The following is a 21723-nucleotide window of genomic DNA, read 5'->3' as shown; positions in this document are numbered from 1 at the left end:
ATAGCTGGTTCTCCCCGAAATGCATTTAGGTGCAGCGTCGTGTGTTTCTTGCCGGAGGTAGAGCACTGGATAGGCGATGGGCCCTGCCGGGTTACTGACCTTAGCCAAACTCCGAATGCCGGTAAGTGAGAGCGCGGCAGTGAGACTGTGGGGGATAAGCTCCATGGTCGAGAGGGAAACAGCCCAGAGCATCGACTAAGGCCCCTAAGCGTACGCTAAGTGGGAAAGGATGTGGAGTCGCAGAGACAACCAGGAGGTTGGCTTAGAAGCAGCCATCCTTGAAAGAGTGCGTAATAGCTCACTGGTCAAGTGATTCCGCGCCGACAATGTAGCGGGGCTCAAGCGTACCGCCGAAGTCGTGTCATTGCAGTACATACCCCCAACGGGGACTGTGATGGGTAGGGGAGCGTCGTGTGCCGGGTGAAGCCGCGCCGGAAGGCAGTGGTGGACGGTTCACGAGTGAGAATGCAGGCATGAGTAGCGATACAAGAGTGGGAAACTCTTGCGCCGATTGACTAAGGGTTCCTGGGTCAAGCTGATCTGCCCAGGGTAAGTCGGGACCTAAGGCGAGGCCGACAGGCGTAGTCGATGGACAACCGGTTGATATTCCGGTACCCGCTATGAAACGCCCAATGCTGAATCTTCTGATGCTAAAGCCGTGAAGCCGCCTGCTGAGTCTTCGGACGAGGTGGGAGTGGTGGAGCCGCTGACCCGAGGGGGTAGTAGGTAAGCGATGGGGTGACGCAGGAAGGTAGTCCAGCCCGGGCGGTGGTTGTCCCGGGGTAAGGGTGTAGCCCGAGGAGTAGGTAAATCCGTTCCTCATACAGGGTGAGACCTGATGCCGAGCCGATTGTGGTGAAGTGGATGATCCTATGCTGTCGAGAAAAGCCTCTAGCGAGTTTTATGGCGGCCCGTACCCTAAACCGACTCAGGTGGTCAGGTAGAGAATACCGAGGCGTTCGGGTGAACTATGGTTAAGGAACTCGGCAAAATGCCCCCGTAACTTCGGGAGAAGGGGGGCCATCACTGGTGAGAGGACTTGCTCCTTGAGCTGGGGGTGGCCGCAGAGACCAGCGAGAAGCGACTGTTTACTAAAAACACAGGTCCGTGCGAAGCCGTAAGGCGATGTATACGGACTGACGCCTGCCCGGTGCTGGAACGTTAAGGGGACCGGTTAGTCATGATTCGTCATGGCGAAGCTGAGAACTTAAGCGCCAGTAAACGGCGGTGGTAACTATAACCATCCTAAGGTAGCGAAATTCCTTGTCGGGTAAGTTCCGACCTGCACGAATGGCGTAACGACTTCTCGACTGTCTCAACCATAGGCCCGGTGAAATTGCACTACGAGTAAAGATGCTCGTTTCGCGCAGCAGGACGGAAAGACCCCGGGACCTTTACTATAGCTTGATATTGGTGTTCGGTTCGGCTTGTGTAGGATAGGTGGGAGACTGTGAGCCGGTGGCGCCAGCCATCGGGGAGTCGTCGTTGAAATACCACTCTGGTCGTGCTGGATGTCTAACCTCGGTCCGTGATCCGGATCAGGGACAGTGTCTGGTGGGTAGTTTAACTGGGGCGGTTGCCTCCTAAAGAGTAACGGAGGCGCCCAAAGGTTCCCTCAGCCTGGTTGGCAATCAGGTGTTGAGTGTAAGTGCACAAGGGAGCTTGACTGTGAGACTGACGGGTCGAGCAGGTACGAAAGTAGGGACTAGTGATCCGGCGGTGGCTTGTGGAAGCGCCGTCGCTCAACGGATAAAAGGTACCCCGGGGATAACAGGCTGATCTTCCCCAAGAGTCCATATCGACGGGATGGTTTGGCACCTCGATGTCGGCTCGTCGCATCCTGGGGCTGGAGTCGGTCCCAAGGGTTGGGCTGTTCGCCCATTAAAGCGGTACGCGAGCTGGGTTTAGAACGTCGTGAGACAGTTCGGTCCCTATCCGCTGCGCGCGTAGGAGTCTTGAGAAGGGCTGTCCCTAGTACGAGAGGACCGGGACGGACGAACCTCTGGTGTGCCAGTTGTCCTGCCAAGGGCATGGCTGGTTGGCTACGTTCGGGAGGGATAACCGCTGAAAGCATCTAAGCGGGAAGCCTGCTTCGAGATGAGGACTCCCACCCCCTTGAGGGGGTAAGGCTCCCAGTAGACGACTGGGTTGATAGGCCGGATGTGGAAGCCCTGTGAGGGGTGGAGCTGACCGGTACTAATAGGCCGAGGGCTTGTCCTCAGTTGCTCGCGTCCACTGTTTGGTTCCCGGGTTGCGAACAGTCGCACCGGTGAACTGGTTACTTAACTGAAAAGTGTGCTTGTTCGCTTGGACTCTGTCGCCGTTCCGCTCACGCGGAGCGAGCCCGATAGTGTTTCGGTGGTCATAGCGTGAGGGAAACGCCCGGTCACATTCCGAACCCGGAAGCTAAGCCTTTCAGCGCCGATGGTACTGCAGGGGGGACCCTGTGGGAGAGTAGGACACCGCCGAACAATCATTGGACCCCTGGTCCTGGCCTAAGCGCTGGGACCAGGGGTTTTTCTTTTTGCGCTCGATGCGCGCCTCTTCCGCGACTGCGGGAGAATTGCACTACAGCAGTACGATCCGACAGGAGTCACGTCGATGTCCAACTCGCCTGAAGACCGGCCCGAGCGCCCCGAGCGTCGGGACTCGCGCCCGCAGGGCGGTGGCGGCGACCGCGGCGGCAACCGTGGTGGTAGCGGCCCGCGCAGGGACGGCGACCGTCCCGGCAGCGGTGGCGGTGGCTTCCGTCGTGACGACCGTCGGGATGACCGGCGTGACGACCGCCCGCGCGGTCCGCGCCGCGACGACCGCTCAGGTGGTGGCGCCGGCTTCCGGCGTGACGACCGCTCAGGTGGTGGCAGCGGGGGTGGGTTCCGCCGTGACGACCGCCCCCGTGATGACCGTCCGCGCGGTGACCGCCCCGGTGGCGGCTCGGGTGGTGGGTTCCGCCGTGATGACCGTCCGCGTGACGATCGCCCGCGCTTTGACCGCCCCCGTGATGACCGTTCCGGTGGGGACCGTCCGCGCGGCCCGCGTCGGGACGACCGTCCCGGTGGTGGCGGTGGCGGCTTCCGTCGTGACGACCGCCCGGGTGGCGGCTCGGGTGGTGGGTTCCGCCGTGACGATCGCCCGCGCTACGACCGGCCCCGCGAGGATCGCCCCGGTGGCGGTTCCGGTGGTGGGTTCCGTCGTGATGACCGTCCCCGTGATGACCGTCCGCGCTACGACCGCCCCCGAGACGACCGCTCCGGCGGGGACCGTCCCCGTGGTCCGCGTCAGGACGACCGTGGCGGCTTCCGTCGTGATGACCGTCCCGGTGGTGGCAGCGGTGGTGGGTTCCGTCGTGACGATCGCCCGCGTGACGATCGCCCGCGTGACGATCGCCCGCGTGATGACCGTCCGCGCTACGACCGCCCCCGAGAGGACCGTCCCACCGGCGGCTTCCGTCGTGACGACCGGCCCCGTGACGATCGCCCGCGCTACGACCGCCCCCGAGACGACCGCCCCGGCGGCGGCTCCACCTTCCGTCGTGACGACCGGCCCCGCGAGGACCGCCCCCGCTACGACCGTCCGCGCGACGACCGGCGCGATGACCGTCCCCGTGGCCCCCGTCGTGAGGACGACCGCGGTGGGTTCCGCCGTGACGACCGGCCCCGCGAGGACCGTCCCCGCTACGACCGTCCGCGGGACGACCGGCCCCGCGACGACCGCCGTGACGACCGTCCGCGCGGTCCGCGTCGGGACGACGACCGCGGACCCCGGCGCGACGACGACCGCGGCTACGGCCGGCGGCCGATCGTCGAGGGCCGGGGCAGGTTCGACAACCGGGGCGGCCGGGACGAGCGGCGGGAGGAGCGGGAGCCGATCAGGCGGCTGCCGATCCCGGACGAGGTCACCGGCCAGGAGATCGACCCGAGCGTGCGCCAGGAGCTGATGAGCCTGCCGAAGACGCTCGCCGACGACGTGGCGCGCAACCTCGTGATGGTGGCGCGGCTGCTGGACGACGAGCCGGAGCAGGCGTACGCGTACTCGCGGATCGCGCTCCGACTGGCGTCCCGTGTCGCGGCCGTCCGGGAGGCCGCCGGCTTCGCGTCGTACGCCTCCGAGCGGTACGCCGAGGCGCTGGCCGAGTTCCGGGCGACCCGGCGGATGACCGGCACGGTCGACCTGTGGCCGGTCATGGCGGACTGCGAGCGCGGTCTCGGCCGCCCGGAGCGCGCGCTGGAGATGGCGGGCGCGCCCGAGGTGCACAAGCTCGACAAGGCCGGCCAGGTGGAGATGCGGCTGGTCGCCGCCGGCGCCCGGCAGGACATGGGCCAGGCGGAGGCCGCCGTGGTCACCCTGCAGAGCTCCGAGCTGGCGTCCCACGCCGTCCACCCCTGGACGGCACGGCTGCGGTACGCCTACGCGGACGCGCTGCTGGCCGTCGGCCGTGAGACCGAGGCCCGCGACTGGTTCGCCAAGGCGCTGGAGGCCGACCACAACGGCACCACCGACGCCTCGGACCGGCTGGCGCTGCTGGACGGCGTGCAGTTCGTCGACGCCTTCGACGGTTCCGAGGACGACGAGTCCGGCGAGTCCGACGAGACCGAGGAGCCCGGCAAGGCCGAGCCCGATGCCGCCGCCGACCGCGAGCCCGAGGCGGATGACGCCCCGGTGGACGTGGCCGACGACGACATCCCCTCGGACGACGACCTCGCCGACACGACGGCTGAGGCTGGCGCCGACGACGATGAGGACGAGGCCGACGACACGGACGACGATCAGGACGACGAGGACGACGAGGACGAGGACGACGACAACGAGGAAGAGGCCGCGGAAGACGCTCCGGCCGCCGCCCCCACCTCGTTCCTGGTCTCCCCGTTCCGCGAGCCCGCCCACGACGCGGACCGCGCCGAGCGGGACGACGACTGACCGTCCGCACTGAACGCCGAGAGGGCGGCCCCGCACACCGCGGGTGCCGCCCTCTCGGCGTTCTCGGCCCGCCCCACCTCGCGCACGCCCCACCCCGCGCCCGCTCAGCCGAGCGCCAAGCTCCTGATCACCAGCCCGCCCGCCGGTTTCGGCCCGAAGGACGTGGACTTGCGCGGCATCATGACGCCCTGCCGGGCGAGTTCGAGCACGACCTCCTCCCGCACCGGGTGCATCAGCACCGCCGTCCCCCCGTGCCGTTCCGCCAGCGCGACGGCCGCGGCCGTGTCGTGGATGTAGCGGATGTACTCGGGGGTGTCCGGCATCTGCCAGACCCTGTCGAGCAGCACCTTGTGCAGCACGGCCGCGTCCAGCCGCCGCCACTGCTCGGGGCGGTGGGCCGGCAGGTCGGCGTCCAGCCGGTCCTGGTCGGGCCGGTCGAGCAGGTGGAAGCCGCCGTCGCCGGCCAGGACGAACGCGTTGCCGTGCTCGGTGGCCTCCGCGAGTGCGGCGAGCGCGCTGTTCATCGAGCCGGCCAGCGGCCGTACCCGGAAGACGGTCCTGGCGGCGTCGAGCGCGTCGGTGAGCGGCAGCCGGGGCAGCAGCCGGTGGATGGCCCGGACCCGCAGCGGGTAGCGGGCGGTGTCCACCAGCAGCACCAGGCCGTAGTCCCAGGGGGTGCCGGGCTGCTGCGCGGCCTGGAGGCGGCGGTAGGTCGCCCAGCGGTGGTGGCCGTCGGCGATCAGCGCCTGGCGCTGCGCGAGGTCGGCGTCCACGGCGGCGAGGTCGGCCGGGTCGGTGAGCGACCACAGGCGGTGCCGTATGCCGTCCTCGGTGCTGATCGACAGCAGCGGCTCGCTCTCGTCCGCGGTGCGGTCCACGATGCGGGCGGTGGCCTCGCCGTCGCGGTAGGCGAGCAGCAGCGGTTCGAGGTTGGCGCCGGTGGCGCGCATCAGGGCGGCGCGGTCGGCGACCGGGCCGGGCATGACGTCCTCGTGCGGCAGGACGACGCCCTGCTCCGGTGGCGACAGGCGGAGGGCGCCGATCACACCGCGCTGGAAGTGCTCGCCGTCACGCTGCTCGTAGACATAGAGTGCCGGCTCCGGGTCGGCGACCAGCACGCCGTCGTCGATCCAGCCGGCGAGGGTGCGGGCGGCCTTGCGGTGCCTGGCCACCGGCGTCTCGGCGTCCGGCAGGATCAGCCGGACGACGTTGTGCGGGTCGGCGGTCTCCAGCCGGCGCTGGCCCTCGGGGCTGACCACCACGTCGTACGGCGGCGAGGTGACGGCGGCCAGGCTGCCGATCCGGTCCGGCACGTAACGCAGCCCGCGGAAGGGGACAAGTCGCAGTCCGTGGTCGGCGTCGGTACGGGGAGCGCTCATCAGCGCATGTTATGTGCGCGGCGGCCATAGGGGATGATCGGGCCATCGACGACATGCGAGGAGCGAGCCCGTCATGACCCATCCGACCAGTCCGAACGGCAGCGAACGAGCGTTGGACGTGGCGTATGACACCGCGCTGCTCGACCTTGACGGTGTCGTCTACCGGGGTGCCGACGCGATCGGGCACGCGCCGGAGTCGCTGGAGTCGGCCCGCGCCGACGGGATGCGTCTCGCCTATGTGACGAACAACGCGGCCCGCACCCCCCAGACTGTGGCCCGGCACCTCACAGAACTGGGCGTTCCGGCCGAGGCGGAGGATGTGATCACCTCGGCGCAGGCGGTGGCGCGGCTGATCGCCGACCAGGTGCCGGCCGGTGCGAAGGTGCTCGCGGTGGGCGGTGAGGGGCTGTTCCAGGCGCTGCGCGAACGGGGCCTGCGGCCGGTGGAGTCCGCGGACGAGGACGGCCTCGCGGCGGCCGTGCAGGGGTACGCGCCCGACCTGCGCTGGTCGCACCTCGCGGAGATGACGTACGCGGTCAACGCGGGTGTGGCGTGGTTCGCGTCCAACACGGATCTGACGATTCCCAGCGCGCGCGGGGTCGCGCCCGGCAACGGCGCCGCCGTGCAGGTGGTGCGGATCGCGACCGGCGCGGAACCGCAGGTGGCGGGCAAGCCGCTGCCGCCGATGCACCGGGAGACGGTGATCAGGACGGGCGCGAAGCGGCCGCTGGTGGTGGGGGACCGGCTCGACACCGACATCGAGGGCGCGCACACCGGGAAGGTCGACTCGCTGCTGGTGCTGACCGGTGTCGCCACCCCGGCCCAACTGCTGGCCGCCGAGCCGCGGCACCGCCCCACGTACATCGCGGCGGACCTGCGCGGCCTGCTCACCCCGCACCCCGAGGTCACCGCCTCCGGCGCGGGCCACACCTGCGGCGGCTGGACGGCCGAGGCGTCGGACGTCCTGACGCTGGAGGGCGACGGCGACCCGCTGGACGGCCTGCGCGCCCTCGCGGCAGCGGCGTGGACCGAGGCCGGCGAGGGCACCTGCGACCTCAACGCGGACAAGGCCCTGGCCAGGCTGGGTTTCTGACGGCGAACCGACCTGGTTCCGACGGCGAACCGGCCGCCGGCTCCCGTCAGGCCGACTCCTCCGCCGCCTCGATCGCCGCCGTCAGCAGCTCGTCCTCCGTGGTGCCCTGCCGCCAGTAGCCGGCGAAGGACACGGCGGGGCGCGGGTAGCCGCGGTCGTTGACCAGGTGGCGGCGCAGCGCGCGGATGGCGGCGGCCTCACCGGCCAGCCAGGCATAGGGAGTTCCCGACGGCAGGCCGGCGGCCGTGACGGCGGACAGCAGCGCGGTGGTGCGGTCGGCCGTCGGGGCGGGCCGCACCAGCCAGGTGATCTCGGTGTTCGCCCTGGCGGGCAGCGGCAGCCGGTCGTCGGGGTGGGCGACCTCGATCCACACCCTGGCCGGGGTGTCGGCCGGCAGCCAGTCGAGGATGCCGGCGACGGCGGGCAGCGCCGTCTCGTCGGCGGCGATCAGCACCCACTCGGTGTCGTCGGGCGGGCAGAAGTCCACCCCGCCGTTGTCCGTCACGACCGGGGCGAGGATCGCCACCCGGTCGCCGGGGCGGGCCTGCTGGGCCCAGCGGGAGGCGGGCCCGAGGTCGCCGTGCAGGGCGAAGTCCACGTCCACCTCTGCGGGATCGCGCCGCACGTTCCTGACGGTGTACGTCCGCATGATCCCGCGCACCTCGGGGTCGAGCTCCCGCCACCGCGGGTACCAGTCCGAGTCGAGCACGTCGGGCAGTACCGGCGCGTCCTGACCGGGGCGCGGCAGGAACAGCTTGAACCGCTGGTCCCGGCCGCCGCTGACCACCGCGGCGAGGTCGTCGCCGCCGAACACCACCCGGATCAGCGTCGGCGACAGCCGCTCGGTCCGCAGCACCCGCGGGTGGAAGAACGCGAAGGTCACGTCGGACATGGCGTCAGCTCACCTTCTTCGCACCGGTGACGGCCTTGGTCAGCGCCTCGATCTGGTCCGCGCACCTGGCGTAGGAGAAGATCGGCTCGCTCGGCCAGCCCAGCACCTGCCCGGCCTTGACGGCGGGCAGCTGCGCCCAGGTCGGCTTGCCCGTCAGGTCCTTGGGCTGGAGGGACGCCGAGCGGTTGTCGAGCATCACCACGTCGGACTTGTACTTGTCGGCGGTCTCCCAGCTCAGCGTCTCGAAGAAGCCGCCCTCGACCTTGTCGGGGACGATGAAGTCCACGCCCAGGCTCTTGTAGTACGTCAGGTCGGCCGCCGAGGACGGGGTGGAGACGTAGAAGGAGTCGGCGCTCGCGGACGCGGCCATCACCTTGATGCCGCCGGACGCCTTGGCGGCGGCGCGCAGGTCGGCGGAGGACTTCTCGAAGCGGGCCTTGGCGGCGGCGTTGGCCGTGGACTTCAGGTCGGCGCCGAGCGAGGCGGCGAGTTCGGCGTACCGCTGAAGCGGCGTGGTCAGCGGCACACCCCCGGCGACGTTGATGCCGACGCTGGAGGCGATGCCGAGGATCTTCTTCGCGCTCTGCTCGGGCACATACCACAGCGACTTGGGGTCGTACATGTGGCTGATCAGCAGGTCGGGGGACATCGCCGCGTACTTCTCGATGTTGAACTCGCCCCAGACGTTGCCGAGGAGCGTCAGCTTCGCGATGTCGAGGCCGCCGGCCTGGGCGTCGGGGGAGCCGTTCTTGAGCTTGGCCGGGCCGAAGACCCCGGCGCACTCCACCCCGTAGTCGTGCAGTGCGGCGGCGGCCCCGACGTAGGCGACGATCTTGGCGGGGGTACGGTTCTTCTTGACGGTCGTCCCGCGGTCGTCGGTGAAGGACCACGGGCCCGCGGGGGCCTTGGCCGCTCCGGAGGCGGTGGCGGCGGAATCCGATCCCGGGTCGGAGTCGTTCGAGCTGCCGCAGGCGGTGAGGAGCGCGCCGACGGCGACGGACCCGCCGGCCGCGAGGACTCCTCGTCGCGACATTCCGGACGTGGGTGCGAAACGGGAGTTATGCATCAGGGATCGCCACTCTGCTCGGAGTCAACTAGCAAGGGTAGGCTAACCTAACGTTCGTGTTGATCGACCACCACTCCCCACCGGCCGCAGAACAGGCCCTGGCCACCGGCCCACCGCCGCCACCCGCCGGCATCGCCCAGGTGAACGCGAAGCGGGCCGCCGGGCTGCTGGCCGCCGCGGCCCTGCTGGTCGTGGTCGCCGTCGCGAGCGTCGCCATCGGCTCCAAGGAGATCCCGCTCGACCAGGTCTGGCACGGGCTCTTCCACTACTCCGGCACCGACAACGACGTGGTGGTCCGCCGGCTGCGGCTGCCCCGTACGCTGCTCGGCCTGCTGGTCGGCGCCGCACTCGGCATCGCGGGCGCCGCCATGCAGGCACTGACCCGCAACCCGCTCGCCGACCCCGGGCTGCTCGGGGTGAACGCGGGCGCCGCCGCGGCCGTCGTCACCGGCATCAGCTTCTTCGGGGTCGGCACGATGACCGGCTACGTGTGGTTCGCGCTGGCCGGGGCCGCGGTGGTCTCCGCGCTCGTCTACTTCGTCGGCGGCAGCCGGGCCGCCACCCCGGTACGGCTGGCGCTGGCCGGCACCGCGGTCACCGCGCTGCTCCAGGGCTGGACCAGCGCCGTCGAACTCAGCGACAACGTGGCCCTGGACCGGATGCGCTTCTGGCAGGTCGGCTCGCTGGCCGCCGCCGACATGGCCACCGTCCGCCGGGTCGCGCCCTTCCTCCTCGTCGGCGCCGTCATCGCCCTCGCCATGGCCAGGCCGCTCAACGCGCTCGCGCTCGGCGACGACACCGCCCGCGGCCTCGGCGCCCGGCTCACCACGACCCGGGTGCTGGTGATGACCGCCATCACGCTGCTGTGCGGCGCGGCCACCGCGGCCTGCGGGCCGATCGTCTTCATCGGGCTGATGGTGCCGCACATCGTGCGCGGCATCACCGGCCCGGACATGCGCTGGGTGCTGTCGTACGCGGCGGTGCTGTCCCCGGTGCTGCTGCTCGGCGCCGACGTGATCGGCCGGCTGGTCACCCGGCCGGCCGAACTCCAGGTCGGCATCGTCACCGCCGTACTGGGCGGGCCGGTCTTCATCATCCTGGTCAGGCGCAGGAAGATGGCCGAGCTGTGAACGCCGGAACGGCTGCGGACCGGACGGCGACGGGCGGCCGTGGCCCCGTCCTGCGCACCCGCGGCGGCCGGTCGGTACGGGTCGACCGGCGCGCGCTGCTGGTCTGCGCCGGGCTGCTGGTCGTCGCGTTGGCCGGCGCCGTCGTACTGACCGGCACCGGCGACTACGCCATCGCGCCGCTCGACGTGCTCCGCACCCTGACCGGACACGGCACCGCGGGCCAGGAGTTCATCATCCGCGAGCTGCGGCTGCCCCGGGTGATCGTGGCGCTGCTGGTCGGCGCCGCGCTCGGCATGTCGGGCGCCGCCTTCCAGACCGTGGCGCGCAACCCGCTCGGCAGCCCGGACGTGATCGGCTTCGGCCAGGGCTCGGCGGCCGGTGCGCTGATCGTCATCGTCGTCATGCACGGCTCCAGCTACCAGGTCGCCGTCGGCGCGGTGGCCGGCGGCCTGCTCACCGGCGTCGGCGTCTACCTGCTGGCGTGGCAGCGCGGGGTGCACGGCTACCGGCTGGTGCTGATCGGGATCGGCGCGACCGCCGTGCTCTCGGCCGTCAACAGCTACCTGCTGGTCAAGGCGAACTTCGTGGACGCGGCACGGGCCGTGGTGTGGATCGCGGGATCGCTCGACGGCCGCGACTGGGACCAGGTCTGGCCGCTGCTCGGCGCCTGCGTGGTGCTGATGCCGGTCCTGCTCGGCCAGAGCAGGGCGCTGCGGATCACCGAGATGGGCGACGACGCGGCGCACGCGCTGGGCGTCTCCGTCGAACGCACCCGGCTGATCGTCGTACTGACGGCCGTTCTGCTCACCGCGTCGGCGACGGCGGCGGCCGGGCCGATCGTCTTCGTCGCCCTCACGGCGCCGCAGCTGGCCCGCCGGCTGACGAAGTCGCCGGGCGTCGGCCTGCTGCCGTCCGCGCTGATGGGCGCGGCCCTGCTGGTACTCGCCGACCTCGCCGCGCAGCACGCCTTCGGCTCCGGGCAGGTGCCGGTCGGTGTGGCCACCGGGGTACTGGGCGGCGGCTACCTGCTGTGGCTGCTGATCAGCGAGCGCAGGGCGGGCCGGATATGAGACGGGCGCGGAGCAGGCCGGACGCTGATCGACCGGACCGCCGTCAGGACAACCCACCCCAGAACCCGGAGAGCAGCCGCATGGCCCGCCGTACCGACAAGTCAACGGACAAGCCGGCAGCAGGACCGGTCGCGCCGGCAGGACCGGTCGCGCCGGCAGGACCGGCCCGGCCGGTGGAACCGGTCGAGCCGGCGGACGGCACCCGGCTGCGTGCCGAGTCCGTCACCCTCGCCTACGACCAGCGGGTCATCACCCGGGACCTGACGGTCGCCGTGCCCGACCGGTCGTTCACCGTCATCGTCGGGCCCAACGCCTGCGGCAAGTCCACGCTGCTGCGCGCGCTGTCCAGGCTGCTCAGGCCGTCCGAGGGCCGGGTGCTGCTCGACGGCCGGGCGATCGGCGGCCTGCCGGCCAAGTCCGTGGCCAGAACGCTCGGGCTGCTCCCGCAGAGTTCGGTGGCGCCCGACGGCATCACCGTCTCCGGCCTGGTCGCCCGTGGCCGCTACCCGCACCAGGGGCTGCTGCGGCAGTGGTCGGCGGAGGACGAGCGGATCGTCGACGAATCGATGGCGGCCACCGGAATCGCCGCACTGGCCGATCGCTATGTCGACGAACTGTCCGGCGGGCAGCGGCAGCGCGTGTGGATCGCGATGGCCCTCGCCCAGCAGACCCCGCTGCTGCTGCTCGACGAGCCGACCACGTTCCTCGACATCCAGCACCAGATCGACGTCCTCGACCTGTGCGCGGAGCTGCACGAGCAGCGCGGGCGCACGCTGGTCGCCGTGCTGCACGACCTCAACCAGGCCGCGCGCTACGCCACCCACCTGATCGCCATGCGGGACGGCCGGATCGAGGCGCAGGGGCCGCCGGCCGAGATCATCGACGCCGAGCTGGTCGAACGGGTCTTCGGGGTGCGCTGCCGGATCATCGAGGACCCGGAGAGCGGTACGCCGCTGGTGATACCGGCGGCCCGGCGGCGTACGGGACCGGCGCCCGTCGAGGAGTCCGGCCCGGACGCGGACGCGGACGCGGGCTCGGCCGTCGCCGCTACAGCAGGGAGCGCAGCCGGACCACGTCCCGCAGGCCCGCCTGGAGCTTGACCCGGCCCGACGCCCACGCCTTCGCGAAGTTCAGCTCGCCGCCGACCATGGCCACCAGATCGTCGCCGGTCATCGTCAGCCTGATCTGCGCCTTCTCGGACGGCACGCCCGGCACGGTGGTCACGTCCGTGATCCGGCCGCCCGCGAGCCGGCCGACGAACGTGATGTCCAGATCCTTGATCCGGCAGCTCAGCGAGCGGTCCATGGCGGCGGCGGAGCGCACCCCGCCCTCCGCCGTGGCCATGTTCTCCGACAACCGGTCCAGCGCGGCCCGGCACTCCTCGATGGTGGCCATCGGTGCGGTGTCCCCCGATCTTGCGTGACGTCGGACCCGACCGTACCGCAGGCCCGTAAGCGGGCTGTCACGGCGGAAGGCGGTAGCGTCATGACCACATGCGTCAACCGGCGAGGCGAGGAGTGTGAGCGATGCGGGACGCGCTGCGTACCTGTCTGCAGATCGCGGGCGGCCTGACCGAGGCCACCCGGCGCCGTGCGGTCGATGCGGCCAGGGAGCTGCTCGACCAGACCGGCATCGACGTCGATGCCGTCCAGCGCAGGATCGGATCCGCCGTCCCGGCGGAGGTGCAGACGCTGGCCGACGAGTTGCTGGCCACCGGCCGGGCGAATCGTGACCTGCTGCTCGGGCTGATCCGGGAGGAGGTGGACAAGACGATGGGGCGGGTGAGCCGGATCGCCGACGAGGTGACGAAGGCCGGCGTCGTGATGGAGACACTCGAACGCCGTATCCGCAACCTCGAATCCCCGGCGGCCCAGCCGGCCCCGGCCGACGCGCCGGAACCCGCGCCCGCCCCGCCGGTGCAGCACGTCCGCGTGGACACCGCGGACCAGCCGCCGGCCCCGGCGAAGAAGAAGACCGCGGCGGCGAAGAAGGCGGCCCCCGCGAAGAAGGCGGCGGCGAACAAGGCCGCGGCCAAGAAGACCGCGACCACCCGGAAGGCCGCCGCGACGAAGACGGTTCCCGCGCGGAAGGCGCCCGCCGCGAAGAAGACGGCAGCGGCCCAGCAGGCCGCCCCGGCGAAGCGGTCCGCCGCTGCGGCGAAGAAGACCGCGTCCGCAGGCGCGGCGAAGAAGTCGGCGGCGACGCCCGCGAAGAAGACGCCGGCGGCAAAGAAGACGGCCGCCGCAGAGCCCGTTGCGGCGAAGAAGACCGCGACCGGAACGGCAGCCCCGGCGAAGACGACGGCCGCGAAGAAGACCGCCCCCGGCGCGGGCGCCACGGAGAAGACGGCCCCCGCCAAGAAGACCGCGACCGGCGCGGGCGCCACGAAGAAGACAGCGGCGGCGAAGAAGGCCCCGGCCAAGCAGACAGCAGCCAAGCAGACGGCAGCCAAGAAGTCCGCGGCGAAGAAGACCGCCGCGCCCGCCGCCGCGAAGACCGCTTCTGCCGAGGCGTCGGACGGGTCGAGCGCGAACGGGGCCGGGGCCGGCAATGGGTGAGCCGTTCAACGGGCCCGTGCCGGAGCGCGGTGAGGTGCGGTCGCTGGACGGGACTCCGGCGCCGGTCCGGCCCGTCCCTGGCCCGCCCGGGCCGGCCGCTCCGGCTGGTCGGCCGACGCCTGGTCCGTTCCAGGACCAGGGCCAGGGGCCGTACTTGACCGCCGGTCGACGCGATCTGCGGACCGGGCAGCAGCCCGACGCGGGTGACGGCGTCGAGCGGCCCGGCCCGGGACGGGGGCCGGGCGAGCCGCCGGCCGGGCGGGAAACCCGGGAAGCCGGGGCCGAGCCGGGGCCCGCACCCGCCCCGGACGGGGCTGAAGTGGGGGACGGGTGCGAGCCGTTGGGGGTGGTCGTTCCGGCCACGGGGAATGCTGAGGTGGATGAGGCCGTTGAGCGACTCGCTGACGCGGACGAACTGCCGACGCGGGCGCACATCGAGGTGTACGAGGATGTGCACCGGGGGCTGCGGGACGCGCTCGCCGCGCTGGACGAGAACAGGAGCTGAACCGTAGGTGGCACGACGCCGACTCGACGCCGAGCTGGTACGCAGGAATCTCGCCCGGTCGCGTGAGCACGCGAGCCAGCTGATCGCCGCGGGCCGGGTGACCGTGGGGGGCACCACCGCGACGAAGGCCGCCACTCAGGTGGAGACCAGCGCCGCCCTGGTGGTGATCGCCGACGACAGCGAACCCGACTACGTCTCGCGCGGCGGCCACAAGCTGGCCGGCGCGCTGGCCGCGTTCGTCCCGCTCGGCCTGGCGGTCAAGGACCGCCGCGCGCTGGACGCCGGCGCGTCCACCGGCGGGTTCACCGACGTGCTGCTGCGCAACGGCGCCGCCCAGGTGGTCGCCGTGGACGTCGGCTACGGCCAGCTCGCCTGGTCACTGCAGAGCGACGACCGGGTGGTGGTCAAGGACCGCACCAACGTCCGCGAGCTGACCCTCGACCTGATCGACGGGGAGCCGGTCGATCTGGTGGTCGGCGACCTGTCGTTCATCCCGCTCGGCCTGGTGCTGCCCGCGCTGGTGCGCTGCGCCGCGCCGGACGCGGACCTGGTGCTGATGGTGAAGCCGCAGTTCGAGGTCGGCCGGGAGCGCCTGGGCAGCGGCGGTGTGGTGCGCAGCACCCGGCTGCGCGCGGAGAGCGTGTGCAAGGTCGCCGGGCAGGGGGCGGAGCTGGGGCTCGGCGTGCTCGGCGTCACCGCCAGCCCGCTGCCGGGGCCGTCCGGGAACGTGGAGTATTTTCTGTGGCTGCGCGCCGGTGCGCCCGCGCTGGACCCGGCTGACGTAGACCGTGCTGTGGCGGAGGGGCCCCGGTGACCATCAAGACTGAAGCGCAGGACCGTACCGTCTTCCTGCTCGCCCACACCGGCCGGGAGGCCGCCGTACACAGTGCGGAACAGGTGGTGCGCGACCTGCTCGGCAAGAGGATCGGCGTCCGGCTGCTGGCCGGTGAGGCCGCCGACGTGAGTCTGCCGCCCGAGGTCGAGCTGGCGGACGAGACGGATCACGAGGCGGCCAAGGGCTGCGAGCTGATCATCGTGCTGGGCGGTGACGGCACCCTGCTGCGCGGCGCCGAGCTGGCCCGCGCCTCGGGCGTGCCGATGCTCGGGGTCAACCTGGGCCGGGTCGGCTTCCTCGCCGAGGCCGAGCGGGACGACCTGGAGAAGGTCGTGGAGCGGGTCGTCGACCGGGCATACAAGGTCGAGAAGCGGATGACCCTCGAAGTCGTGGTCCTCAATGACGGAGAGGCGGTGCACCGGGACTGGGCGATGAACGAGGCGTCGGTGGAGAAGGCGTCCCGCGAGCGGCTGCTCGAAGTCGTCACCGAGGTGGACGGCCGCCCGGTGTCCAGGTTCGGCGGCGACGGCGTGGTCTGCGCGACACCCACCGGCTCCACCGCCTACGCGTTCTCGGCCGGCGGCCCGGTGGTCTGGCCCGAGGTGGAGGCGCTGCTGATGGTGCCGATCAGCGCGCACGCGCTGTTCGCCAAGCCGCTGGTCACCTCGCCGAAGTCGGTGCTCGCCGTCGAGGTGCAGCCGCAGACCCCGCACGGCGTGCTGTGGTGCGACGGGCGCAGGACCGTGGAACTGGCGCCCGGCGCCCGGGTGGAGGTGCGGCGCAGTGAGACGCCTGTGCTGCTGGCCCGGCTGCACGACGCGTCGTTCACCGACCGGCTGGTGGCGAAGTTCGCGCTGCCGGTGGCGGGCTGGCGGGGCGCCCCGCAGTAGACCCGGCGGCCGGGTGCGGGCGGCGGCGGCAGTGATCCGTCACAGGCTGGCGTCGCGCGCCGGGCCGCAAACCTCGTATGGTCGTATCCGTGTTGGAGGAAATGCGGATCCGGTCGCTGGGAGTCATCGAGGACGCCGTGGTGGAGTTGTCACCCGGCTTCACCGCGGTGACCGGCGAGACCGGTGCGGGCAAGACGATGGTCGTGACGAGTCTCGGCCTGCTGCTCGGCGGTCGTGCCGACCCGGCGCTGGTACGGATCGGCGCCAAGCAGGCGGTGGTCGAGGGCCGGATAACGATGGACCCGGGCGAGCGGGCCTGGGTACGCGCCGAGGAGGCGGGCGCCGAACTCGACGACGGCGCGCTGCTGATCAGCCGTACGGTGTCGGCCGAGGGGCGCTCCCGGGCGCACGTCGGCGGCCGGACCGTGCCGGTCGGGCTGCTCGGCGAGCTGGCCGACGACCTGGTCGCCGTGCACGGCCAGACCGACCAGCAGGGCCTGCTGCGGCCCGCCCGGCAGCGCTCGGCGCTCGACCGGTACGCGGGGGACGCGGTCGCGGTGCCGCTGGAGAAGTACGGGGCCGCCTACCGGCGGCTGCGGGAGGTGGCCGGCGAGCTGGACGAACTCACCACCCGGGCCAGGGAACGGGCCCAGGAGGCGGATCTGCTGCGGTTCGGGATCGAGGAGATCTCCGCGGCGGAGCCGCTGCCGGGGGAGGACGCGGAGCTGGCCGCCGAGGCCGAACGGCTCGGCAACGCCGAGGCGCTGGCCTCCGCGGCCACGCTCGCGCACGCGGCGCTCGCCGGGAACCCGGAGGATCCCGAGGGGGTCGACGCGGCCACACTCGCGGCCGGCGCGCAGCGCGCGCTGGACGCGGTGAGCGCGCACGACCCGGTGCTCTCCACGCTGGCCGCCCGGCTCGGCGAGATCGGGATCCTGCTCGGTGACGTGGCCGGCGAGCTGGCCGGCTACGCCGACAACCTGGACGCCGACCCGCTGCGGCTCGCCGCGGTCGAGGAGCGGCGGGCGGTGCTCGCGCACCTGGTGCGCAAGTACGGCACCGACATCGACGACGTGCTCGCCTGGGGCGGCCGCGGCGCCACCCGGCTGGGCGAACTCGAAGGCGACGACGAGCGGATCGGCGAGCTGACCGCGGAACGGGACGCGCTGCGCGCCGAGATCGGCGGGCTCGCGCAGGCCCTCAGCGACGCACGCGAGGAGGCGGCGGACCGGTTCGCCGCGGCCGTCACCGCGGAGCTCGCCGAGCTGGCCATGCCGCACGCCCGCGTCACCGTCGCGATCCGGCAGGCCGACGCGGCGGACCCGGAGGACGGGATCGAGGTCAACGGCCGCGCGGTCGCCTTCGGCGCGACCGGGGTGGACGAGGTGGAGCTCCAGCTCGCACCGCACCCGGGGGCGCAGGCGCGGCCGATCGCGAAGGGAGCTTCCGGGGGTGAGCTGTCCCGGGTGATGCTGGCCGTCGAGGTGGTCTTCGCCGGGTCGGACCCGGTGCCGACCTATCTCTTCGACGAGGTGGACGCGGGCGTCGGCGGCAAAGCCGCGGTCGAGGTCGGCCGCCGCCTGGCGCGCCTGGCGCGCACGGCCCAGGTGGTGGTGGTCACCCACCTGCCCCAGGTGGCCGCGTTCGCCGACCGCCAGCTCCTGGTGGAGAAGACGAACGACGGTTCGGTGACCCGCAGCGGCGTGACGATCCTCGACGGTGAGGCCCGAGTACGCGAGCTCTCCCGCATGCTCGCGGGCCTGGAGGACTCCGAACTGGGCCGCGCTCACGCGGAAGAACTCCTGGCAGCGGCAAAGGCCGCGCGCTGACTCCTTTCGCGCGAGCCCTGCGCTCCCGGGGGTAACCGGGGTAAGCCGTGCCCGCGCGGCGGTGGGGGGACGGCTTGCGCGCAGCGCTGGTGCATCCGTTCGGGTGATGGGGGTGGGGGAACACCGGGGGGTTGTGTGGACCGGGGGAGCGCGCCCCGGGGGCAACCTGGCATCCTGGACCGGGCGGCTCTGCCAGGCGCAGCCGGCCCGTCGACAGCCGACCCCCGCCCAGTCAGGAGCCGCACCCCGCGTGAGCAGCACGTTCAACCCCTTCCAGGGGCCGCTGCACGCCGTGCACGTACTGGGCACGACGGCGGGAGCGCACGTCAGTTCGCTGGCCGGCGGCCTCGTCGCGCGCGGCATCGACGTGACCGTCTGCGGCCCGGGCGCCGCGGAGGCGGACTACGCGTTCGCCGGCACCGGCGCCCGCTTCGTGCCCGTCGACATCGGCGCCTCAGAAGCCCCCGCGGTCGGCGCGCTGCGAGCCGCCTTCGCCGGCGCCGGCGTCGTCCACGCGCACGGCCTGCGCGCGGGGCTGCTCGCCGCGGTCGCCCTCGGCCGCCGCCGCACCCCGCTGGTGGTGACCTGGCACGGCGGCGCCCCGCCGGAAGGCAGTGGCCGCGCCCTCGTCCAGAGCTGGCTGGAGCGCCGGGCGGTCCGCGGCGCCACCGTCGTCCTGGCCGTGTCGTCCGACCTGGTGGACCGCGCCCGCCGGCTCGGCGCGAAAGACGTCCGGCTGGCGCCGGCCGCCGTACCGCACCCGCCGGGAGCCCCGCCCCGGCTGCCGGGCGACGGCGAGCGCCGCCGCGACAAGGCGCGCGCCGAGTTCGGCGCGGTGGAGCGTCCGCTGCTGCTCACCGTCGGCCGCCTCGAACCGCACAAGGGCTACGGCCTGCTGCTCGACGCCGCCGCCCGGCTGGCCGTACTCGACCCGCCGCCGCTGCTGGCCGTCGCGGGCGAGGGCGCCCTGCGGTCCGCGCTGGAGCGGCGGATCGAGGCCGAGCGGCTGCCCGTCGTCCTGCTCGGCCGCCGCGACGACGTCCCCGAACTGCTGGCCGCCGCCGACCTGGTGATCCTGCCGAGCCGGTGGGAGGCCCGCGCGCTGATCGCCCAGGAGGCGCTGCACGCGGGAGTGCCGCTGGTCGCCACGGCCGTGGGCGGCGTCCCCGAACTCGTCGGCGAGGCCGCCGTCCTGGTGCCGTACGGCGAACCGCGCGCGCTGGCCCGCGCGGTCACCGAGCTGCTCGCCGACCCCGACCGGCGGGCCGCCCTCGGCGTGGCCGGCCGGGCCCAGGCCGCGACCTGGCCGACCGAGGACGACACCGTCGCCCAGGTGCTCAGCGTCTACGACGAGCTCACCCAGGCGCCGGCCGCCGGCTGACGTCAGCCGCGGAACGCCCCCGCCGCGGTCAGCCGCAGCGCCGTGTCGATCAGCGGCACATGGCTGAACGCCTGCGGGAAGTTCCCCACCTGCCGCTTGCGCCGCGGATCCCACTCCTCGGCCAGCAGCCCCAGGTCGTTGCGCAGCGCGAGCAGCTTCTCGAACAGCCGCCGTGCCTCGTCCACCCGGCCGATCATCGCCAGGTCGTCCGCCAGCCAGAACGAGCAGGCCAGGAAGGCCCCTTCGTCGCCGGGCAGCCCGTCGAGGTTCTGCTCGCCGTCCTGGTCGCTCTGCGAGACCGGGTAGCGCAGCACAAAGCCGTCCTCGGTGGACAGCTCCCGCTGGATCGCCTCGATGGTGCCGATCACCCGCTTGTCGTCCGGCGGCAGGAAGCCCATCTGCGGGATCAGCAGCAGCGACGCGTCCAGTTCGCGCGACCCGTACGACTGCGTGAAGGTGTTCCGCTCCCGGTCGTAGCCCTTCTCGCACACGTCGTAGTGGATCTCGTCGCGCAGCTCCTTCAGCCGCTCCAGCGGGCCGTCCACCTCGCCGGACTCGATCAGCTTGACCGTGCGGTCGACGGCGACCCAGGCCATCACCTTGGAGTGCACGAAGTGCCGCCGGCCGCCGCGGACCTCCCAGATCCCCTCGTCCGGCTCGTTCCAGTGCTTCTCCAGGTAGCGGATCAGCTTCAGCTGCAGGATGCTCGCGTAGTCGTTGCGGGCCAGGCCGGTCATATGGCCCAGGTGCAGCGCCTCGGTGACCTCGCCGTAGACGTCCAGCTGGAGCTGGTGGGCGGCGCCGTTGCCGATCCGGACCGGCGCGGAGTTCTCATAACCCGGCAGCCAGTGCAGCTCGTTCTCGCCCAGCTCGCGTTCGCCGGCGATGCCGTACATGATCTGCAGGTTCTCCGGGTCGCCCGCCACCGCCCGCAGCAGCCACTCGCGCCAGGCACGGGCCTCGTCGCGGTAGCCGGTGCGCAGCAGCGAGGACAGCGTGATCGCCGCGTCCCGCAGCCAGGTGAAGCGGTAGTCCCAGTTCCGCACCCCGCCGATGTCCTCGGGCAGCGAGGTGGTCGGGGCCGCCACGATCGCCCCGGTCGGCGCGTAGGTGAGCGCCTTGAGCGTGATCAGCGAGCGCACCACCGCCTCCCGGTACGGCCCGGTGTACGTACACTGCTCGACCCACTCGCGCCAGAAGTCCAGCGTGTTGGTGAGCGCCACCTCGGGCTCCGGCAGCGCCGGCTGCGGCTTGTGCGAGGGCTCCCAGCTGATGGTGAACGCCACCCGGTCGCCGGGCGCCACGGTGAACTCGGAGTACGTCGTCAGGTCCTTGCCGTACGTGTCGACATCGGTGTCGAGCCACACCGAGTCGGGACCGGCCACCGCCACCGTGCGGTCGCCGACCTTGTGCACCCACGGGGTGATCTGCCCGTACGAGAACCGCATCCGCAGGGACGAGCACATCGGCACCCGGCCGCTGATGCCCTCCACGATCCGGACGAGCTGCGGCGCGCCGTCACGCGGCGGCATGAAGTCGATCACCTTCACCGTGCCGCGGTCGGTGTCCCACTCCGACTCCAGCACCAGCGAGTCGCCGTCGTAGCTGCGGCGGGTCGCGTTCTGCGGCTGGGTGTCCTTGGCGTGTCCGGGGCCGAGCCGCCAGAAGCCGTGCTGGTCGGTGCCCAGCAGACCGGCGAACACCGCCGGCGAGTCGAAGCGCGGCAGGCACAGCCAGTCCACCGTGCCGTCCCGGCAGACCAGTGCGGCGGTCTGCATATCACCGATGAGTGCGTAATCCTCAATGCGCCCGGCCACGTGCAACTCCAGTCGAACAGGGCGCCGCCCCCGCGGGACGGTCTTGCGGTCTGGGATCTGTGACGAGCTCGGCGATCCGGAGGAGGCGGGGTGGTGCCGTTTTGCCGGTCGGCTCGCAGCAATGCGTCCGTGCAGGATACGTCGTCCGGGGCAGCGGTGTGCATGCGACGGCGATCTTCACGGGCCCGCACTGGGCCGGTCGGGTGCAGGAGTTGCGCCGCTCGGGTGTAAGAGTCGTGTAAGTACGGCGTTTCGCCCCCGCCACCCCCTGCGAGCAGCGGAAAGACGGCCGCCCGCGGCGCCGCCTGACGAGGCCGGCCGGCGTCGCTGATACCCTGGTAGCCCGTGGGCCGGTGGGCTG

15 protein-coding genes, 2 rRNA genes and 1 pseudogene (1 of these 18 only partly in view) are annotated in these 21723 nt (G+C 72.0%); 13 read left to right on the top strand and 5 right to left on the bottom strand.

Annotated elements, in window-relative coordinates; all coding sequences use genetic code 11:
* The 3 genes and pseudogenes from ACQPW6_RS06815 to ACQPW6_RS06805 form a co-directional block, all read left to right on the top strand.
* Positions 1 to 2220 (top strand): 23S ribosomal RNA (locus tag ACQPW6_RS06815); it begins 906 nt to the left of the window's first position.
* A gap of 134 nt (positions 2221 to 2354) precedes the next feature.
* Positions 2355 to 2471: ribosomal RNA gene (gene rrf, locus ACQPW6_RS06810) — 5S ribosomal RNA — on the top strand.
* A 1450-nt stretch (positions 2472 to 3921) separates the two neighbouring features.
* A pseudogene (locus ACQPW6_RS06805) lies at positions 3922 to 4573 on the top strand (hypothetical protein); the annotation flags it as partial.
* A 448-nt stretch (positions 4574 to 5021) separates the two neighbouring features.
* Here the strand turns inward: ACQPW6_RS06805 and ACQPW6_RS06800 are convergent.
* Positions 5022 to 6296 (bottom strand): DUF1015 domain-containing protein, encoded by a 1275-nt coding sequence (locus ACQPW6_RS06800; protein ID WP_433888628.1) that lies wholly within the window; start codon positions 6294 to 6296, stop codon positions 5022 to 5024.
* 73 nt (positions 6297 to 6369) lie between these two features.
* Between ACQPW6_RS06800 and ACQPW6_RS06795 the strand changes: the two genes are divergently transcribed.
* On the top strand, positions 6370 to 7389 hold the full coding sequence (locus tag ACQPW6_RS06795) for an HAD-IIA family hydrolase (RefSeq protein WP_433888627.1): 1020 nt from the start codon (positions 6370 to 6372) through the stop codon (positions 7387 to 7389).
* A gap of 46 nt (positions 7390 to 7435) precedes the next feature.
* Here the strand turns inward: ACQPW6_RS06795 and ACQPW6_RS06790 are convergent, their stop codons facing one another.
* Together ACQPW6_RS06790 and ACQPW6_RS06785 are read right to left on the bottom strand one after the other, a co-directional pair.
* Positions 7436 to 8281: a siderophore-interacting protein gene (locus ACQPW6_RS06790; RefSeq protein ID WP_433888626.1), complete on the bottom strand. Its 846-nt coding sequence runs from the start codon at positions 8279 to 8281 to the stop codon at positions 7436 to 7438.
* A gap of 4 nt (positions 8282 to 8285) precedes the next feature.
* A complete protein-coding gene (locus tag ACQPW6_RS06785) occupies positions 8286 to 9314 on the bottom strand; it encodes an ABC transporter substrate-binding protein (protein ID WP_433888625.1) in 1029 nt (342 codons plus the stop codon).
* Between the two features lie 89 nt (positions 9315 to 9403).
* On the opposite strand from ACQPW6_RS06785, the gene ACQPW6_RS06780 reads away from it, so the two are divergent.
* The 3 genes from ACQPW6_RS06780 (at position 9404) to ACQPW6_RS06770 (ending at position 12647) form a co-directional block, all read left to right on the top strand.
* The gene (locus ACQPW6_RS06780; RefSeq protein ID WP_433888624.1) at positions 9404 to 10477 is read left to right on the top strand and encodes a FecCD family ABC transporter permease; all 1074 of its coding nucleotides are present in this window, start codon (positions 9404 to 9406) and stop codon (positions 10475 to 10477) included.
* Positions 10474 to 11547 (top strand): FecCD family ABC transporter permease, encoded by a 1074-nt coding sequence (locus ACQPW6_RS06775; RefSeq protein ID WP_433888623.1) that lies wholly within the window; start codon positions 10474 to 10476, stop codon positions 11545 to 11547. The genes ACQPW6_RS06780 and ACQPW6_RS06775 overlap by 4 nt, the downstream gene beginning before the upstream one ends.
* A gap of 80 nt (positions 11548 to 11627) precedes the next feature.
* Complete coding sequence (locus ACQPW6_RS06770) at positions 11628 to 12647, top strand: ABC transporter ATP-binding protein (RefSeq protein WP_433888622.1); 1020 nt, start codon at positions 11628 to 11630, stop codon at positions 12645 to 12647.
* On the opposite strand, the gene ACQPW6_RS06765 is transcribed toward ACQPW6_RS06770, so the two are convergent.
* On the bottom strand, positions 12595 to 12942 hold the full coding sequence (locus ACQPW6_RS06765) for a sterol-binding protein (protein WP_433888621.1): 348 nt from the start codon (positions 12940 to 12942) through the stop codon (positions 12595 to 12597). The two genes, ACQPW6_RS06770 and ACQPW6_RS06765, sit on opposite strands and share 53 nt — an antisense overlap.
* A 131-nt stretch (positions 12943 to 13073) precedes the next feature.
* Here ACQPW6_RS06765 and ACQPW6_RS06760 point away from each other — a divergent pair, with 131 nt between their 5' ends.
* From ACQPW6_RS06760 to ACQPW6_RS06735, 6 genes are all read left to right on the top strand, one after another.
* Positions 13074 to 14105: a histone gene (locus ACQPW6_RS06760; protein WP_433888620.1), complete on the top strand. Its 1032-nt coding sequence runs from the start codon at positions 13074 to 13076 to the stop codon at positions 14103 to 14105.
* Between the two features lie 376 nt (positions 14106 to 14481).
* A complete protein-coding gene (locus ACQPW6_RS06755) occupies positions 14482 to 14610 on the top strand; it encodes a hypothetical protein (protein WP_433888619.1) in 129 nt (42 codons plus the stop codon).
* A gap of 7 nt (positions 14611 to 14617) precedes the next feature.
* Positions 14618 to 15424: a TlyA family RNA methyltransferase gene (locus ACQPW6_RS06750; protein WP_433888618.1), complete on the top strand. Its 807-nt coding sequence runs from the start codon at positions 14618 to 14620 to the stop codon at positions 15422 to 15424.
* A complete protein-coding gene (locus ACQPW6_RS06745) occupies positions 15421 to 16335 on the top strand; it encodes an NAD kinase (RefSeq protein WP_433888617.1) in 915 nt (304 codons plus the stop codon). The genes ACQPW6_RS06750 and ACQPW6_RS06745 overlap by 4 nt, the downstream gene beginning before the upstream one ends.
* Positions 16336 to 16412: 77 nt before the next feature.
* Complete coding sequence (gene recN, locus ACQPW6_RS06740) at positions 16413 to 18164, top strand: DNA repair protein RecN (protein WP_433888616.1); 1752 nt, start codon at positions 16413 to 16415, stop codon at positions 18162 to 18164.
* Between the two features lie 250 nt (positions 18165 to 18414).
* On the top strand, positions 18415 to 19545 hold the full coding sequence (locus ACQPW6_RS06735; RefSeq protein ID WP_433888615.1) for a glycosyltransferase family 4 protein: 1131 nt from the start codon (positions 18415 to 18417) through the stop codon (positions 19543 to 19545).
* A gap of 2 nt (positions 19546 to 19547) precedes the next feature.
* Here ACQPW6_RS06735 and ACQPW6_RS06730 read toward each other — a convergent pair whose 3' ends face one another.
* Positions 19548 to 21368 carry a glycoside hydrolase family 15 protein gene (locus ACQPW6_RS06730; protein ID WP_433888614.1) on the bottom strand — a complete coding sequence of 607 codons (1821 nt, stop codon included), beginning with the start codon at positions 21366 to 21368 and terminating at the stop codon, positions 19548 to 19550.
* Positions 21369 to 21723 lie beyond the last annotated feature (355 nt).

Source organism: Streptomyces sp. CA-111067, from assembly GCF_050956065.1.
Taxonomy (GTDB): Bacteria; Actinomycetota; Actinomycetes; order Streptomycetales; family Streptomycetaceae; genus Actinacidiphila.
The sequence above is the reverse complement of the archived record's forward strand: the minus strand, read 5'-3'. Positions and strand labels throughout refer to the sequence as shown.